A 15,756-nucleotide genomic window follows, 5' to 3' on the forward strand; every position below is an offset into this window, starting at 1 on the left:
CGCGGGCAGCGGGGCCAGTTGCTCGGGTGGGGAAAGCGGCCCCGCCGTCAGCGCGCGGCCTGCGTTCCCAGTGACTCCGCGGCGAGTACGGCGGCGCCGACCATGCCCCCGTCGTCGCCGAGCTGCGCGGTGCGGATCCGGGCGAGCGGGCGGTAACCGCTGCCGGTCTGGGCGCGCGCGTAGTGTTCCCGGGCCTCGTCGAGGAACAGCGGCGCGGATTCGGAGACCCCGCCGCCGATGACCACGAGCTCGGGATCGTAGACGTCCGCGACGAGCGCGATGCCCTCGCCGAGCCAGCGGGCCAGTTCGGCGAGCGCCCGCTGGGCGATCGGGTCGCCGTCCCGCGCGGCGGCGGCGACCTGTCGTCCGGTGAGTCGGCGCGCGTCGTCGGAGGCGTGCCTGCGCAGTTCGGTCGAGGTGCCCGGATGTTCGGCGAGCAGCTCGACCGCGGTCGCCGAGAGCGCGGTACCGCTGCAGTAGCGCTCGAAGCACCCGGACTTGCCGCACGGACAGGGCCGCCCGTCCGGAACGAGGCGAAGGTGCCCGAGCTCGGGGGCCACCCCGTGCGCGCCGCGGAACAGCTCCCCGTCGATCACCAGGGCCGCGCCGATTCCGGTGCCGAGCGCGATGTGCACGGCGACCTGGCTGCCACTGGCCGCGCCGAACCGGTGCTCGGCGACCGCGGCGGAGTTCGTGTCGTGCTCCACGAGCACCGGGAGACCGAGCCTGCCGCCGAGGCGTTCGGCGATGTCGGTGTCCCGCCAGGCCAGGTGCGGGGCGAACATCACCCTGCTGCGGTCGGCACTGATGAACCCGGCGATCGCGAGGCCGACCCCGCCGACCCGGTGCCGCCTGGTCAGCTCGTGCACCACCGAGACGATCGCGTCCTCCAGCGATCGCTCCCCGCTCGGGGTCGCGGTGCGCGCGGTGTCCAGGATCGAGCCGTGCTCGTCGACCACCGCGGCACGCACACTGGTACCGCCGATATCCACCCCGATGGCGCGCATCAGTTCCGCTCACCACCTCGCTTGCGGTGCACCGCGATCCGCTGGACCCGCCCGTCCTGTTCGGGGCCGTCCTCCGGTTCGCTCTGCTCGGATTCGGGTTCGGGTTTCGGTTCGGCCAGGTCGGCGTCCTCGGACGGCCAGGCCCGCTGCCGCGGCGTCTGCGCCCTGCGCACCTCGATGTGCTGCACCCGCATCCGTACCGGTGGTTGAGGCATCGTGGTGGCGAGGTCGTCGACGACGTCTTCCTCACGCAGGTGCCCGGATGTGGTCCAGCTGCCGGTTCCCGGGCGGTTCCCGGGACCGGGTTCGCCGAGCACCGCGCGCAGCAGATCCACCAGCGCGACCCCGTGCCCGGCCGCGCGCGCCGCCAGTTCCGGGCGCTGCCCGCGCACCACGGCGAGCGCGGCGCACAGCGGGCACCAGTTGCAGGTGGCCGGGAGCTCCCCGGTGGATTGGGATGCCTTGCGCAGCAAGGGCTCCGCGCGATCGGCGAAGGCGCTCAGCAGTCCGCGCAGCTCGGCGACCAGGCGCGGGTCCGCCCCGTGCGAGTGCAGGTGTTCCTCGGTATCCACCTTCCCGGGCCCGTTCATAGCGCACGCATCCGGACGACGATGCCTTCGGTGTCCACCTCGGCGGTGCGCACCTCGGTGCGCCGCAGCACGGAGGGCAGGCTGATCAGCCGCCGCCTGCCGTCCACGGTGACCGCGAGATCGTCACCGATCCGCGCGAGCTCGAGCCGGGCGTCCTCGGCGAGCGGGATCGCGATGTGCAAGCGGTACTCGGTGCCGCCGCCGTGTACCGAGAGCAGCGGCGGATCCAGTTCCTCGTGTTCGGCGAGCGGATCGGCACGCCCGTAGAGGTCGGTCGCCAGTGTGGCGAGCGCGTCCGCGCCGACCGGCTCGTTCGCCCGGTGCTCCACGGTGCGCACCTCGAGCTCGGTGTGGGTGCGCACCTCGCGCAGCACGGCGTCCTGCTCCGCGCGCCGGGTGCGCATCCAGTTCGCCGCCGGGCCGAAGCCGAGCCCCGCCTTGGGCACCAGCCGGTTCGCGATCACCCCGTCGACCCGGATCCCCTGCAGGGCAAGCGCGGTCAGGGTGCGCCGGGTCTCGGCGATGACCACCCGTTCCGGGGTGAGCACCAGCCGGACCGAGGTCCGCGCGCGGTCGGTGAGCAGACCGCGCAGCGCGGCGAGCTGGCCGCCGAGGGTGCCCAGCGCCTGCCTGGTCGCCGCCCACTGGTCCCCGCCGAGCAGCCCGGCGCGCAGCAACCCGGCGCCCTTGCCGGAGGGGAAGAACTTACCGAGATAGCCGGAGAACGCTTCCGGAAGAGCGAGCAGCCGCAGGGTCTCCGCGGTCGGCCCGCAGTCCACGAGCACCGCTTCCCAGCGCCCGTCCGCCGCGCCCTGCTCGACGAGCCGGTGCACCTCGACCAGCGAGAGCAGCTCGTCCACCCCGGGCAGCACGGTCAGTTCCTCGGCGTCCACCTCGTCCACCCCGGCCCCGGCGAGCATCCCGCGCAGGTGGGTGCGCAACTGGGCCCAGGACTGGTCGACCAGTCCGCGCGCGTCGATGTGCCCGGCGTGCAGGCCGGACTCCACCTCGAGCGGTTCCGCGCCGAGCTCGGTGCCGAACGCGTCCCCGAGCGAGTGCGCGGGATCGGTGGACACGACGAGTACCCGGCGACCGCTCCTGGCCAGCCGCGCGGCGGTGGCGGCGGCGATCGTCGTCTTGCCGACTCCGCCCTTGCCGGTGAACAACGTGACACGCACCGGCTAGCGCTCCCGCGCCGGGTGCCGCTCGGTCATGACTCCTCCTCGACCCTGCGCTTGAGCTCCTTGAGTGCGGTGTCCATGATCACTTTTTCGGCCTTGCGGCGCAGCTGGCCGATCATCGGGATCGCCAGCTGCACGGAGAGACTGTAGGTGACCTCGGTGCCGCCACCGGAGGGGACGAGCGTGTAACTGCCGTCCTGGGCCTTCTGCATCGCACCCTTGACCAGGTGCCAGCGTACCGAGCGGCCGTCCGGCGCCCACTCGTATTCGAGGGTGTAGGTGTCCTTGACCGGGCCCTGCTCGATGGTCATCCGCACCTGGCGGGCGCGGCCGTCCGCCCCGGTCTCCAGCACCTCCGCCGATTTGAACGCATCGGTCCACTCCGGGTACGCGTCGAAGTCGGCGATCACCGCCATGATGCGTTCCGGGGGCGCGTCGATCACGATGGACTGGGTCGACCGGTCGGGCGTGGACATGGACCGCAGGTTACCGGGCAGGTGTGCTCAGAGCTCGAGCACGTACGGCGTTTCGGTGCGCTGGAAATGCCCGACGTTGACGCACTCGGTGCGCCGGTAGCGCAGGCGGGGCGCCAGCGGCTGGTGCACGTGCCCGAACAGCGCGTACCGCGGCGACTCCCGGTCGAGCAGGTCCACCAGCGCCGTGGAGCCGAGCTCGGCGCGCCGGGCGACCACATCATAGGTCAGCTCAGGCAGCGCGGGCGGGCAGTGAGTGCACAGCACATCCACCCCGTGCAGCGCGGCCACGTCGGCGTCGTAGTCCTCCGCGGTGCGGATATAGGGCTTCCACACCCCACCGGAGCGGCGGGCCCTCCCCTTCGGCAGCACCGTTCCGCCGGCGAACCCGAACCGCACACCGCCGATCTCGAGCACTCGCCCGTCGGCGAGGGTTACCCCGTCGTGCAGATGATCGGGCCACAGTTCGGGCGCGTCCACGTTGCCCGGGATCGCGTAGGTGGGCGCGGTCAGCGCGGCGAACAGCTTCGCGTACTGGTCGTGGATGGCCTCGGTGACCACCCGCCCCGGATCCTCGAGGCTCGCCCACAGCGAACGGGCGTACGCCCCGGCCTCGGTGGGATCGCTACGGCGGCGCAGTTCGGCGAAACGGCCGACCGCTTCCGCGCCGAAGATCACACCGAGAATCCCCGCCGAGTGGTCGTGATAGTCGACGAAGTCGAGCAGATCGCCGAGCACGAGCAGCACATCGGCCCCTTCCCCGGCCCGGCTGAGCGCATCGACGTTCCCGTGCACATCGGAGACAACGTGTACCCGCACACCCGCGAGGTTACCGAAGGGTTCACTCCAGCGGCGGGCAACCGGGGCGCCGTCCTGCCTCCAGGGTTCGCTTGAGCCGCAGGGACACCGTCTTCGCCGCGACCTGGCGCGCGGTGATCACCCGGCGCAGCATCGACGGGCTCCAGTTCCGGTCCGGCGGCGGGTCCGCGCGCAGGAAGTAGTGCGCCAGGGTGCCGTCCAGCATCGGCTCGAGCCACACCTCCTGGGTGCCGACCAGCGCGCCGGTCACCGTCCACCGCAGCCCCTCCTCGCCCCGGTCGGCGTAGACCTCGAGCCGCAGGTCGGGCCAGCATTCGCGCCACACATCCGGGTCGGCATAGGTGGCCGCGAGCACGGCCGGCGGCACGAGCAGGAAGGTCTCGTCGACGATGTCCACCGTTGGCATGTGCCCAGTATCCCCGCCCGCTCGGAGCGATCTCGGACACCACGGTGGTACCGGTTCACATACCGACGGTAAGTTGCGGTGGTGAGGACACAGTCACGTCCGGGAGGTTGCGACGATGCAGGAGTACACGGCGGCGAGCATCGGTGAGGTCGACGAGCGGGAGAACCTCACCGACATGATCTTCGCCAACGCGGAACGGTTCGCAGGCACGATCGCCTTCCGCAGGCGGGTCGGCCATTCCTGGGTGGACGTCACGGCCGCGCAGTTCGCCGCCGAGGTGACCGGGGTGGCCAAGGGTCTGATCGCGGCCGGGATCGAGACCGGTGACCGGATCGGGCTGCTCGCCAAGACCCGGTACGAGTGGACCCTGATCGATTTCGCGATCTGGACCGCGGGCGCGGTCACCGTGCCGATCTACGACACCTCCTCGGCCGACCAGATCGAGTGGATCCTCGCCGACTCCGGGGCCCGTGCGGTGTTCGTGGAGACCGATGCGCACCACAGCGTGGTGGACGGGGTACTCGGCAGGGTCGAGGGCGTCGACCGCGTGTGGCAGATCGAGGGGGAACCGGGCGCGGTCGCCGAGCTCACCAGCGCGGGTGCCGAGGTCGGCGGGGACACGGTGCGCGAACGCAGGCGCGGCATCGGCGCCGACGACCTGGCCACCCTGGTCTACACCTCGGGCACCACGGGGCGGCCCAAGGGATGTGAGCTCACCCACCGCAATCTGCTCGCCGAGGTCCGGGCGAACGCGAACTCCTTCCCCCGGCTGATGCAGTCGGGCAACTCCCAGCTGATCTTCCTGCCGCTGGCCCATGTCCTGGCCCGTGCGATCGCGCTGACCGGCATCTATACCAGGCTGACCATGGGACACACCCCGGATGTCAGCAATCTGCTCGACGATCTCCGCGGTTTCCGGCCCACCTTCATCGTCGCCGTGCCCCGGGTGTTCGAGAAGGTGTACAACTCCGCGCGGCAGCAGGCGCACGACGGTGGGAAGGGCTCGATCTTCGACGCCGCCGAGGCGGTCGCCGTGGAGTACTCGAAGGCGAAGGAGAGCGGCGGGCCGAGCCTGACGCTGCGGGTCAAGCACGCGGTGTTCGACCGGTTGGTGTACGCCAAGCTGCGTGCCGCGCTCGGTGGCCGGTGCACCGGCACCGTGTCCGGCGGTGCGCCGCTCGGCGAACGGCTCGCGCACTTCTTCCGCGGCATCGGTCTCCCGGTCTACGAAGGCTACGGGCTCACCGAGACCTCCGCGGCCGCCGCGGTGAACACCGAGCAGCACAGCAAGGTCGGCACCGTGGGGCGCCCGATCGCCGGTACCTCGGTGCGCATCGCCGAGGACGGCGAGGTGCTGGTGAAAAGCGATGTGGTGTTCCGCGGTTACTGGCGCAACGAGGAAGCGAGCGCGACCGCGCTGACCGATCGCTGGTTCCACACCGGGGATCTGGGCAGCATCGATTCCGAGGGCTTCCTGCGTATCACCGGGCGCAAGAAGGAACTCATCGTCACCGCGGGCGGCAAGAACGTCTCCCCCGCCGTGCTCGAGGACGGCCTGCGCGCGCACCCGCTCATCTCCCAGTGCATGGTCGTCGGGGACAAGCAGCCGTTCATCGCCGCGCTGATCACGATCGACGAGGAGTTCCTCACCGGCTGGAAATCCAGGCACGGCAAGGATCCCAACGCGAAGGTCGGTGACCTGATCGAGGATCCCGAGCTGAACAAGGAGCTGCAGGAGGCCGTGGACCAGGCCAATACGGCGGTCTCGCACGCCGAGTCGATCAAGAAATTCCGCGTGCTGCCCAACGATTTCACCATCGACTCAGGTGAGCTGACCCCCTCGCTGAAACTGCGCCGCGGGGTGGTCTCGGACATTCGCGCCGAGGACATCAAGGCGATCTACTCCTAGAGATCGACGTAGGCGCGCACTCGCGCCAGGATGCCTTCGATCACCCAGTCGAGCATCGCGTCGAACTGGGCATCGGCGTCCTGGTGCGGGGTCCGGGCCTCGGCGATGAGCCGGGAAAGGTACGGGTATTCCCCGGACTCGGCCATGCGCACCATGTAGCGCTTCTCGGCCTCGGTGGTGGTCTCCTCGACCGGTCCGGTGCCGAGCCCCGCCGCGCGTTCGGCGAGTTCGTTCTGCGCGTAGCCCTGCGCGAAGGTCATCACCGTGGTGACGATCTGGAACAGCTCGTCGATCCGCAGTCCCGGGCGGTCCAGCGCGGCCATCATGTGTTCCATCGCCCGCAGCATGTTCGGTCCCGGCGGATTGGCGTACACCGAGGCGACCGGGAACCACGGATGCTCCAGCACCGCCGATCTGCTGCCGTGCGCGCACAGCCGCAGCACGCCCGCCCAGTCCCGGTAGTCGCCCGGCCAGCTCTCCGGATCCCCCAGAATCGAGTCCACCATCAGCGCGAGCAGTTCGTCCTTGCTGCGCACATAGCGGTACAGCGACATGGTTCCCGCGCCGAGCTCCGCGGCCACCTTGCGCATGGAGAGCCCGTCGAGCCCCACGGCATCGGCGATCCGCACCCCGGCCGCGGCGATGTCGGCCCGGTTGTACGCGGGGGTCTTGCCACGCGTGGGTTTCTCCGGCCGCAGCCAGATGACCTCGTCCTCGGACCCCGACACGAAACCTCCTTGCGTACGTTGTACCCACTAAGCTAGCTTATTGATAGCGTACGCAGTACTCACCTATAGCGCGCAAATCCCAGAGTGTGTCTGCGAGCTCTCGTCCGGCGCAAGCAGGACATGGAGTTCTCGGATGCACTCCGACCTTGGGGAAGAAATGACCGAACCGATCGTGCGCGTCGAGGGGCTGAACAAGCACTTCGGCAGCACCCAAGCCCTCCGAGACCTGCGGTTCGACGTCGCGCCCGGCACGGTGTGCGGACTACTCGGGCCGAACGGGGCGGGCAAGACGACCGCGGTGCGGGTGCTCGCCACCCTGCTGCGGCCCGATTCGGGCACCGCACTGATCGCCGGGCACGACGTGGTCCGCGATCCGATGGCGGTGCGCAAGCGGATCGGGCTCGCCGGGCAGCACGCCGCACTGGACGAAACCCTTACCGGACGGGAGAACCTGCGCATCTTCGGCAGGCTGTATCACCTCTCCGCCCGGTCGGCGCGGGCCAGGGCGGACGAACTGCTCGAGCGGTTCGATCTGGCCACGGCGGGCGACCGCCAGGTCAAGGGGTACTCCGGCGGGATGCGCAGGCGCCTCGACCTGATCGCGAGCCTGATCGTGGCCCCGGATGTGCTCTTCCTCGACGAGCCGACGACCGGGCTGGATCCGCGTAGCCGCAACGAGGTCTGGGAAGCCGTGCGCGGACTGGTCACCGATGGCACCACGGTGCTGCTCACCACCCAGTACCTCGACGAGGCCGATCAGCTCGCGAACAACATCGTGGTGATCGACACCGGTACCGCGGTCGCGGACGACACCCCGGGCAACCTCAAGGCCACCATCGGCGCGCATCTGGATGTCACCGTCGAACACGTCGACCAGCTCGCCACGGTGGCACGGGAACTGCGCACGCTCACCGGTGCCGAGCCGGAGGTCGTCGCGGACGAACGCAGGGTCACCTCCGTGCTGGACACGAAAACGGTGCCACTGCCCAAGGTCACCCTCATGCTGCACGAGAGCGGGGTGGCGATCAGCGACCTCGCACTGCGCCACCCCACGCTCGACGAGGTGTTCCTGCGCCTGACCGGTGAACAGAAACCCTTGGCACACAACGAAATCGAGATGACAGAGGACAGGACATGACGAGCATCGCCGGCCCGCGCCGTGAACGCGGTGCGCTCTATGACCTTCTCGCCGACAGCGCGACCATGATCCTGCGGAACCTGTTGCGGTTCAAGCACTCCCCCGGCGAGATCATCGGCACCATCATGTTCCCGCTGGCGATGATCCTGATCTTCGGCTACATATTCGGCAGCGCGATTCCTATTCCGGGAGGCGGGAACTACCGCGAATTCCTGATGCCGGGACTGTTCGCCATGGGCGCCGCGGCCTCGTTCGCCGGAATCATGCAGAAAATGGCGAACGACAATCAGCTCGGTGTCATGGACCGGTTTCGTTCGATGCCCGCCTCGCGTTCCGCGGTCCCGGTCGGCACCAGCGGCGCGGAGCTGATCAACTACACCCTCGGGCTCGTGGTCACGGCGCTGTGCGGCTGGGCGACCGGATGGACGGCGCACACCGGGTTCTGGAGCGTGGCGGCGGGATTCGGCGTCATCCTGCTCTTCGCGTTCGGGATGATCTGGCTCGGCATCTTCCTCGGCTCGCTGGTCCGCAACGTCACCACCGCCGAACGGCTCGCCCCGCTTTTCATGCCGCTGACGATGATTTCGAATACTTTCGTGCCGACCGGGAACATGCCCGCCTGGTTGCGCGCGATCGCGGACTGGAATCCGGTGAGTGCGCTCGTGGAATCCTGCCGGGCGTTGTTCGGCAACCCCGGGCTGAGTTCGAGCACGGCCTGGTCGATGCAGCATCCGGTGGCCACGATCCTGTTGTGGTCGATCGCGCTCATCGCCGTGTTCGCCCCGCTCTCGGTGCGCCGCTTCCAGAAGATGAACCTCTGAGCGGAACGGCTCGCCGCTCAGGCGCTCCGCCGATCAAACACCTCGGTACACGGCGCCGTGCGGTTCCTCGCAGTGCACCGGGCCGGCTTCGCCCGGTTGGACGTGATCCACCTGCAACGTGGCGTGCTCGATGGCGTGTTCGGCGGCAAGCAGTCGCGCCAGATCCGCCCGCACGGCATGGCAGTCCTCGCCCGGAGTGATCAGCACATGCGCGGACAGCGCGGGCAATCCCGAGGTGATCTCCCAGATGTGCAGGTCGTGCACCTCGGCGACATGCGGACGGTCGGCGAGCAGCCCGCCGATCGTGTCCGGGTCCAGACCGGCGGGCGCCGCCTCCAGGAAGATCCGGCTCGAATCGCGGACCAGTCCGATCCCGGCCTTGACCATCAGGACGACCACGACCAGTGAGGCGATCGCGTCGGCGCGGGCGAACCCGGTCAGCAGCATGACCAGTCCGGCGACCGCGGTGGCGATGAACGCGAACAGGTCGTTGAGGATGTGCTGGAACGCGCCTTCCACGTTGAGGCTGGACCGGTTGGCCTTGCTGATCATCCAGGTGGCGATCAGGTTCACCACGACCCCGAGCAGCGCCACGATCAGCACCAGCGAACCGGTGACCTCCGGCGGATCGATCAGCCGGGTGATCGCCTCATAGGTCAGCCAGGCGCCGAGCACCAGCAGGGTGATCCCGTTCGCCTGCGCCGAAAGGATTTCCGCGCGCTTCCACCCGTAGGTCATCCGGCCCGATGCGGGGCGCGCGGCGAGCCGGATCGCCCACAGCGCCAGCGCGATCGATGCGGCATCGGTGAGCATGTGCGCGGCATCGGAGAGCAGCGCGAGGGACCCGGCGAGCAAGCCGGCGACAACCTCGCCGAGCATGAAGACGCCGATCACCGCCAGGGCGCCGGCCAGCCACCGCTTGTCCGACTCCCCGCTCGCATGCCCATGTCCGTGTCCAGCGCCCATCCGGGTCACCCCCTTCATCGTCTCGCCATCGCCATCATATGCATGTATCGCTATGTATGCAACTGTGAACCGGGGAACGCCCCGCTCCCGCGTGGCGGGTTCAGCCGTCGAGCAGTTCGGCGAGCCGGTGCGCCCGCTGCTCCCAGCTCCAGTGTTCGAGTACCCGTTCCCGGCCCGCCGCACCCATCCCGCGTGCCTCAAGCGCGCGCAGCACGGCCCTGGTCACCACGCCGGTGTCCCGTCCGTCCACGGTGTATCCGGTCTCCCCCGCTCGCACACTTTCCGGTGCGCCACCGGAATTTCCGGCCACCACGGGGAGCCCGCAGGCGGCCGCCTCCAGGAAGACCATCCCGAAACCTTCCACGTCGAGCCCGAATCCCCTGGTGCGGCACGGCATCGCGAACACATCGGCGGCGTTGTACCAGTCGGCGAGCTCACCCTGGGGCACCGCGCCCGCGAAGACGACCCGATCACCGAGCCCGGCGCGTTCGGCGATGCCGCGCAGCCGCGGGGTATCGCGCCCGGTTCCGGCGACGAGCAGCACGGCATCCGGTGCGACTGCGAGGATTCGGGGCAGCGCGGCGAGCAGGGTGTCGATTCCCTTACGCGGCACCAGGCGGGAAAGGCACAGCACCACGCGCCGCTCACCGAGCCCGAGTTGAAGTCGGATTCGCTTGCCCGCCAAGGGATCGGGGCGAAACCAGGCACCGTCGACGGCGGGCGGAAGGTACTCGAATCCGGCATGCGGCCCGAACGCCGAAGCGACCCTGGACCGGGTGTAGCGGCTGACGAAGGTGAGCACATCGGTGTGCTCCCCGATGCGTCGCAGCACCGAACGGGCACCCGGCAGCATCGACCAGCCCACCTCGTGGCCGTGCGTACTCGCCAGCACCCGGCGCGCCCCCGCCCGCCGCAGCGGGGCCGCCAGCAGACCGAGCGGGGCCGCCGCGCCGAACCAGACACTGCGGCAGCCGTATTCGGCGAGCAGCCGCCGCGCGGTGTTCAGCACCGGCCGCGTCGGCAGCAGCATCCCGGTGTGCCGGACGACCGGGAACGGCAGGCGGGCATCGTGTTCGGCGGCGCCTTCCGTGTGCGGGCCGAGCACCACAAGCGAGGCGGGATCCAGCCTCCGCGCCAATTCGTCCACATAGGACTGAATGCCACCCAGTGCGGGCGGGAAGTCGTTCGTGATGAGCAGTGTTCTGGTGGTCATGGTCCGGTTCATCGCAGCACGGAATGCAGATATCCCTGCCAGTTGCGCACCAGCCCGTCCAGGTCCACGCCGAGATCGCGCTGGGTGATCCGGCCGAGCCGCGCCTCGTCGATCTTGCCGAGGCGGGACACATCCAGGAAGAACCGCACCAGTCTCGGCTGCCCGTATCGCGCGCTGATCGAGGCGCACAGGGTCCAGCCCTGTTGGTAGGCGAGGTCGAGGGTGTTCGCATCGGCCTGGAAATCCGCGTCCGCGGGCAGTTTCTCCGGCACATCCCCATCGCGCACCTCGGCGGCCAGATCGGGCGCGGCCTTGGCGACCGGGATCCAGCTCGAGACGTACCCGACGTAGTCGGCGAAGCCCTCGGTCAACCACATCGGCGCACCGTCCACGGTGTCCTTGCGTGCCGCGATGTGGGTGATCTCGTGGCGCAGCACGATCGACAGCGCCTGCGGGGACAGCTGCGCCGCCCCGTCCGGATTGAGCACCACGCGCTGGCCCGTGGCAACATGTTCCCGGGCGTTCACCGAATCGGCGACCGCGACCGCGGCGATCGTGTTCGCCGCGAATTCCGGCCCGACGAGCGAGCGCAGTTCCTCGGCGCCCCCGGGGACGAACACGGCGACCTTGCGCGACCAGCCGTTGCCCCAGACCGCGGTGACCGCGCGCACCGCGGCGTCCAGTTGCGCGCCGACCGCCTGGGCGCTCGCCTTGCCCGACTGGTGGTACAGCACCAGTCCGGACTGGGTGCGCAGGGTCTGGCACGGCCCGTAGTCCCAGGGACCGCGCCAGGTCTTGCCGGGGCCGAGCGCGGTGTCCGAGCTCAGGTACCAGTGGTTTCCCTTGCGGGCGAACAGGTATCCCATCGGCCGGGTGGTCGGGCGCTCATCGATACCGGCGAGCGCGTAACCCAGCTCGACCTTCGGCGCCCAGAGTTCGTCCGGGTCACCTGGCTGCGGCGCCAGCCCGGCCGGATCGGTGGCGAACCGGGGATCGAGTTCGTAGTACCAGGTGGCCAGCGGCACCCCGCGCAGGTTGTCGAAGAGCCTGGACTGGGCCGCACGGAAGGCTTCGGGTGCCGCGGGGTCGATCCCGGCCAGGAAGGCCGCGCGATCCCCGGTGCGCACCGCCTGGGCCCGGCCGCGCAGCAGTTCGCGCACCTCGCGGATGCGCGGAGCCGGCCGCGCCGCCTCGCTCGGCTTGCTGCTCGGCTGCGCCGCCATCGAGGCGGGCCGCGGATTCGGCGGTGCGGCGCTCGGTTGCGCCTGCCGGACGTAGCCGAGCAGCACGAAGATCGCGGCGAGGAGCACGACGAGGATCACGGCGCCGATCAGGCCGCGTCGGATCGCCACCTTGTTCGATGGCCGGGGCGTGCTCACGCGCGACATAGTAGCCCCGCGGTCATCGACCACGGGGCTCTATGGTTGCTCTGCCGGCTCGGTCAGCCGACGCGGCGCGCGCCGGAGTAGTCACTCTGCAGCGGCTCCACTTGCACGTTCTCGCCGAAGTTCGGGGCGTTGACCATCTTCCCGTCGCCGACGTAGATGCCCACATGGTGCACGGGACTGCCGAAGAACACCAGGTCACCCGGCTGCAGTTCGCTGCGCGAAACGGCCTTGCCGACACCTTCCTGCGCCTGCGAGGAACGCGGGAGCGAGTATCCGGCCTGTTTGAACGCCCAGGAAGTCAGCCCGGAGCAGTCGAAACCGGACGGGCTGGTGCCACCCCACACGTACGGGACACCGATCTGCCCGAGCGCGGCCTGCATCGCCTTACCACCGATCCCGGAACCCGGGATGTACACGCCGTTGTCCCCGCTGCCCTGCTTCATCGAGCTCTGCGCACCGGGGCTGAGCTTGTCGAGCGCCTCCTTGACGGTGCTGATCTGGCGCTGCACCGATTCGTGCTTCTCCTTGATGTCCGAGATCAGCTGTGCCGCCGAGTTCTTGGCGTCCTCGGCACGCTTCTGCGCGTCGAGGGTGGCGCCCTTCGCCTGCTGCGCACGCTTGGTGGCACCGGCGAGCCGCTGCAGCGATTCATCGTTGTCGGAGGAGATGACCTGGATCGCCGAGGCCCGGTCGAGGAAATCCCTCGGGGATGCTCCGGTCATCAGCACGGAGAGCTTGGAGAACCGCGCGCCCTGATAGGTCGCGTTGGACAGCTTGTCGACCTGTCCGCGGAATTGGCCTTCCTGCTTCTGCGCGTCCTGCACCGCCTGCTCGGCCTTGGCCTCGTCCGCCTTGGCCTTGTCGAGCTCGGCCTTGCGCGCGTCGAGGTCGTCCTTGGCCTTCAGGTAGGACTGCTGAACCTTCTCGGCCTCGGTGGTGAGCTGCTTGTACTGCTTGAGCGCGTCGGCGGGATTGTCCGGGGTCGACGTGTCGTTCGGCTGTGCCGACGCCGGTAGTCCGACCATGCCGACCGCCGCAGCGACGGCGGTGGCGGCCAGTGCGCCACGAGTGGTGCGCTGGAGTCGTTGCTGCGCCACGTGCGGAATACTCCTTCGGCTATCCGACCGCCTGCGGACACCGAGACCCGCTCGAGGCCAGCACCGTCCCACACACGAACAAAACGTGCCCGACTGGTGCGCCGTGAACGCGCCCGATGCCTACCCGGTCCCCGACAACCGAACGGCGGTGAACTCGCGTCGCCGCCGTTGTGACGACCGTCCTCCGCGAGGTCTCGAACAGGTTACGAAACAACCCTCGCAGCGTCCACATCGGGGTGGGTTATGTCGCGATCTTGCGCCGAACGGGCAGTCCCACGCGACGAACGCGCGTACGCTATCCGGCCCGCTGCCGGTGTCCCGATTCGTCGATCACCGTCAGTGGAAGGGCGCGTACTTTCGAGACCATGCCCGCCTCGGCGAGCACCTCGATCGCGCGCCGGTGCTCCGCGTCGAGTCCCGCGCCGAACGGGGTCTCCGGCTCCGCGGCGGGCGGCCCGCCGAACAGCACGCTCACCACGCAGTCCTCGCACGCCTTGCCGCGGACCGGGCACCGCTCGCAGTCGATGATCATCTCGTCCTCCTCGTTCCGGCCTTGTGGTGTTTCCGCCGTCACGATAGGAGTGACCACCGACAGTTCCGGGTTCCTCACCCGGAACCCGCTGCTCAGAGACTGCGCAGGGAGCGCTCGGAGACCGCGCGGAGAACCGCTCAGACGCGAGAGAGCCGGGAGACGAGCACCGCGGAGGACACGGCGTGCGCGCCCCTGCCCCGCACCGCACGGACCACGTCCTTGTCCGAGGTCGCCACGACGAGCGGGCGCCCGCCCGGTTCCGCCGCGACCAGGTTCTTGATCACATCGTCGGCGAGCACCCCGGGATCGGAGAACAGCACCCGCACCCCGCGCGGCCACACCTTGTGCGCGGTGACCCCGGCCCCGTCGAACGCGAGGGTGATCTCCGCCCCGGTACGCGCGGCCAGCGCGGCGAGCTGGCGTGCGATCCGGTCCCGCTGATCGGCGAGGGACAGTTCGGGGTACCCGGTCTTGGTGACGTTGTAGCCGTCCACGATCAGATGCGCCGCGGGCATTCGCAGCAGCGAGTCCAGCGCGCTGACATCCCGCACCTGGGTGCTGCGGCCGTACGCGACGCCCGCACCCTCGACCAGGTCGGCGGGCCGCATCCCGAGTTCCCCGACACCGAGCTCACCGCGCAGCCCGGCAGCGGCGCCCTCGATCGTCTCGACGAGCAGGGCGAGCCTGGTCTCGTCGGCCTCCCGCGCCTGGCGGGCGGCCAGGCGCGCGGCCCGCACCTCCTGCCGTGCGGTCTCGGCGCGTTCCCGTTCGGCCTCGGCACGCGCGCGCTCGGCGTCCCGTTCCGCGGCGATCCGTTTGACCTCGAGCTCGGTCTCCGCACGGACCTCGGCCAGCGCGGCGCTCGCGGCATCCGCCTCGTCGCGCGCGGCACGCAGCTGGGTGCCCTTCTCGCGCAGCCGGGAACGCAGCTTGTCGGCCTCGGCGTTGCCGTCACCACGCTCGGTCTTGGCGGCCCGCAGCTCGGTCAGTTCACCGGAGAGTCGTTCGAGTTTGGCCAGCGCCCCGTCCCGTTCGGCGCGCATGCTCGAATCGGCGGCGCGCATCGCCACGAAGGCGGCCAGATGCACGGCGGCCGGATCGGCGGTGAGCACCGCGGCGGCCGCGGCGTGTACCGGGTCCGCCGCGGCGACCTCCAGCGCGTCCGGGCGGTTCTCCTGCGCCCACTCCTGCACGAGCTCGCGGAACCGGTCGCCGTCGCCGAGCGCGGTGAGCAGCACCGATTCCCCCGCGCTCGCCCGCTTGGCCGGGGCGAATCCGGCGACGGTGCGCACCTGGGTGGACAGCTCCCCGCGCGGGATCACGGCGAGCGCATCGGCACAGATCACGGCGAGCCGGGCACGCAGCGGCGCGGCGAGGGCCGTCACATCGACGGCCCCGTTCGGCTGCTCCTGCTGCGTGTCCACCCATCCAGGGTAATCGCTATGCGCCCGGTCGTGCTCGCCGATTGTTGTCGGTGCCCGTGTCTAG

At 70.0% G+C, this 15,756-nt stretch carries 16 protein-coding genes; 3 read left to right on the forward strand and 13 right to left on the reverse strand.

The window, feature by feature from the left end:
* Nucleotides 1-47: 47 nt before the first annotated feature.
* Genes A37U_RS0103495 through A37U_RS0103520 form a run of 6 tightly spaced genes read right to left on the reverse strand, consistent with a single transcriptional unit; the run spans nucleotide 48 to nucleotide 4,476 of the window.
* A complete protein-coding gene (locus A37U_RS0103495; protein ID WP_020495223.1) occupies nucleotides 48-1,007 on the reverse strand; it encodes an ROK family protein in 960 nt (319 codons plus the stop codon).
* On the reverse strand, nucleotides 1,007-1,597 hold the full coding sequence (locus tag A37U_RS48055) for a hypothetical protein (protein ID WP_020495224.1): 591 nt from the start codon (nucleotides 1,595-1,597) through the stop codon (nucleotides 1,007-1,009). Before A37U_RS48055 ends, A37U_RS0103495 begins: the two co-directional genes overlap by 1 nt.
* Nucleotides 1,594-2,775, reverse strand: a complete 1,182-nt coding sequence (locus A37U_RS0103505; protein WP_020495225.1) for an ArsA family ATPase — start codon at nucleotides 2,773-2,775, stop codon at nucleotides 1,594-1,596. The genes A37U_RS48055 and A37U_RS0103505 overlap by 4 nt, the downstream gene beginning before the upstream one ends.
* Nucleotides 2,776-2,807: 32 nt before the next feature.
* Nucleotides 2,808-3,254 (reverse strand): SRPBCC family protein, encoded by a 447-nt coding sequence (locus A37U_RS0103510; protein WP_020495226.1) that lies wholly within the window; start codon nucleotides 3,252-3,254, stop codon nucleotides 2,808-2,810.
* A 27-nt stretch (nucleotides 3,255-3,281) separates the two neighbouring features.
* Entirely contained in the window at nucleotides 3,282-4,070 is a 789-nt protein-coding gene (locus A37U_RS0103515; RefSeq protein WP_020495227.1) for a metallophosphoesterase family protein, read from the reverse strand.
* Nucleotides 4,071-4,092: 22 nt separating this feature from the next.
* Nucleotides 4,093-4,476, reverse strand: coding sequence for a hypothetical protein (locus A37U_RS0103520; RefSeq protein ID WP_026196835.1), 384 nt, complete (start codon nucleotides 4,474-4,476; stop codon nucleotides 4,093-4,095).
* A 115-nt stretch (nucleotides 4,477-4,591) separates the two neighbouring features.
* Here A37U_RS0103520 and A37U_RS0103525 point away from each other — a divergent pair, with 115 nt between their 5' ends.
* Nucleotides 4,592-6,385 (forward strand): AMP-dependent synthetase/ligase, encoded by a 1,794-nt coding sequence (locus A37U_RS0103525; protein WP_020495229.1) that lies wholly within the window; start codon nucleotides 4,592-4,594, stop codon nucleotides 6,383-6,385.
* Here the strand turns inward: A37U_RS0103525 and A37U_RS0103530 are convergent.
* Nucleotides 6,382-7,113 carry a TetR/AcrR family transcriptional regulator gene (locus A37U_RS0103530; RefSeq protein ID WP_020495230.1) on the reverse strand — a complete coding sequence of 244 codons (732 nt, stop codon included), beginning with the start codon at nucleotides 7,111-7,113 and terminating at the stop codon, nucleotides 6,382-6,384. The genes A37U_RS0103525 and A37U_RS0103530 overlap by 4 nt on opposite strands.
* Before the next feature lie 133 nt (nucleotides 7,114-7,246).
* Here A37U_RS0103530 and A37U_RS42130 point away from each other — a divergent pair, with 133 nt between their 5' ends.
* Entirely contained in the window at nucleotides 7,247-8,251 is a 1,005-nt protein-coding gene (locus tag A37U_RS42130; protein ID WP_240437476.1) for an ATP-binding cassette domain-containing protein, read from the forward strand.
* The gene (locus A37U_RS0103540) at nucleotides 8,248-9,072 is read left to right on the forward strand and encodes an ABC transporter permease (protein ID WP_020495232.1); all 825 of its coding nucleotides are present in this window, start codon (nucleotides 8,248-8,250) and stop codon (nucleotides 9,070-9,072) included. Before A37U_RS42130 ends, A37U_RS0103540 begins: the two co-directional genes overlap by 4 nt.
* A gap of 33 nt (nucleotides 9,073-9,105) precedes the next feature.
* Here A37U_RS0103540 and A37U_RS42135 read toward each other — a convergent pair whose 3' ends face one another.
* The 6 genes from A37U_RS42135 to A37U_RS0103570 all read right to left on the reverse strand — a co-directional run bounded on the left by A37U_RS42135 (nucleotide 9,106) and on the right by A37U_RS0103570 (nucleotide 15,692).
* The gene (locus tag A37U_RS42135; protein WP_020495233.1) at nucleotides 9,106-10,038 is read right to left on the reverse strand and encodes a cation diffusion facilitator family transporter; all 933 of its coding nucleotides are present in this window, start codon (nucleotides 10,036-10,038) and stop codon (nucleotides 9,106-9,108) included.
* A 100-nt stretch (nucleotides 10,039-10,138) separates the two neighbouring features.
* On the reverse strand, nucleotides 10,139-11,251 hold the full coding sequence (locus tag A37U_RS0103550) for a glycosyltransferase family 4 protein (protein WP_040586660.1): 1,113 nt from the start codon (nucleotides 11,249-11,251) through the stop codon (nucleotides 10,139-10,141).
* An 8-nt stretch (nucleotides 11,252-11,259) separates the two neighbouring features.
* Nucleotides 11,260-12,630, reverse strand: a complete 1,371-nt coding sequence (locus A37U_RS42140; protein ID WP_157182585.1) for a gluzincin family metallopeptidase — start codon at nucleotides 12,628-12,630, stop codon at nucleotides 11,260-11,262.
* A 62-nt stretch (nucleotides 12,631-12,692) separates the two neighbouring features.
* Nucleotides 12,693-13,736, reverse strand: coding sequence for an NlpC/P60 family protein (locus A37U_RS0103560; RefSeq protein ID WP_020495236.1), 1,044 nt, complete (start codon nucleotides 13,734-13,736; stop codon nucleotides 12,693-12,695).
* Nucleotides 13,737-14,031: 295 nt separating this feature from the next.
* Nucleotides 14,032-14,310, reverse strand: a complete 279-nt coding sequence (locus A37U_RS0103565) for a hypothetical protein (protein WP_020495237.1) — start codon at nucleotides 14,308-14,310, stop codon at nucleotides 14,032-14,034.
* Between the two features lie 95 nt (nucleotides 14,311-14,405).
* A complete protein-coding gene (locus A37U_RS0103570; protein ID WP_020495238.1) occupies nucleotides 14,406-15,692 on the reverse strand; it encodes an NYN domain-containing protein in 1,287 nt (428 codons plus the stop codon).
* Between the last annotated feature and the right edge of the window lie 64 nt (nucleotides 15,693-15,756).

It is taken from the genome of Sciscionella marina DSM 45152, assembly GCF_000379465.1.
In the GTDB taxonomy this organism is placed as follows: Bacteria; Actinomycetota; Actinomycetes; order Mycobacteriales; family Pseudonocardiaceae; genus Sciscionella; species Sciscionella marina.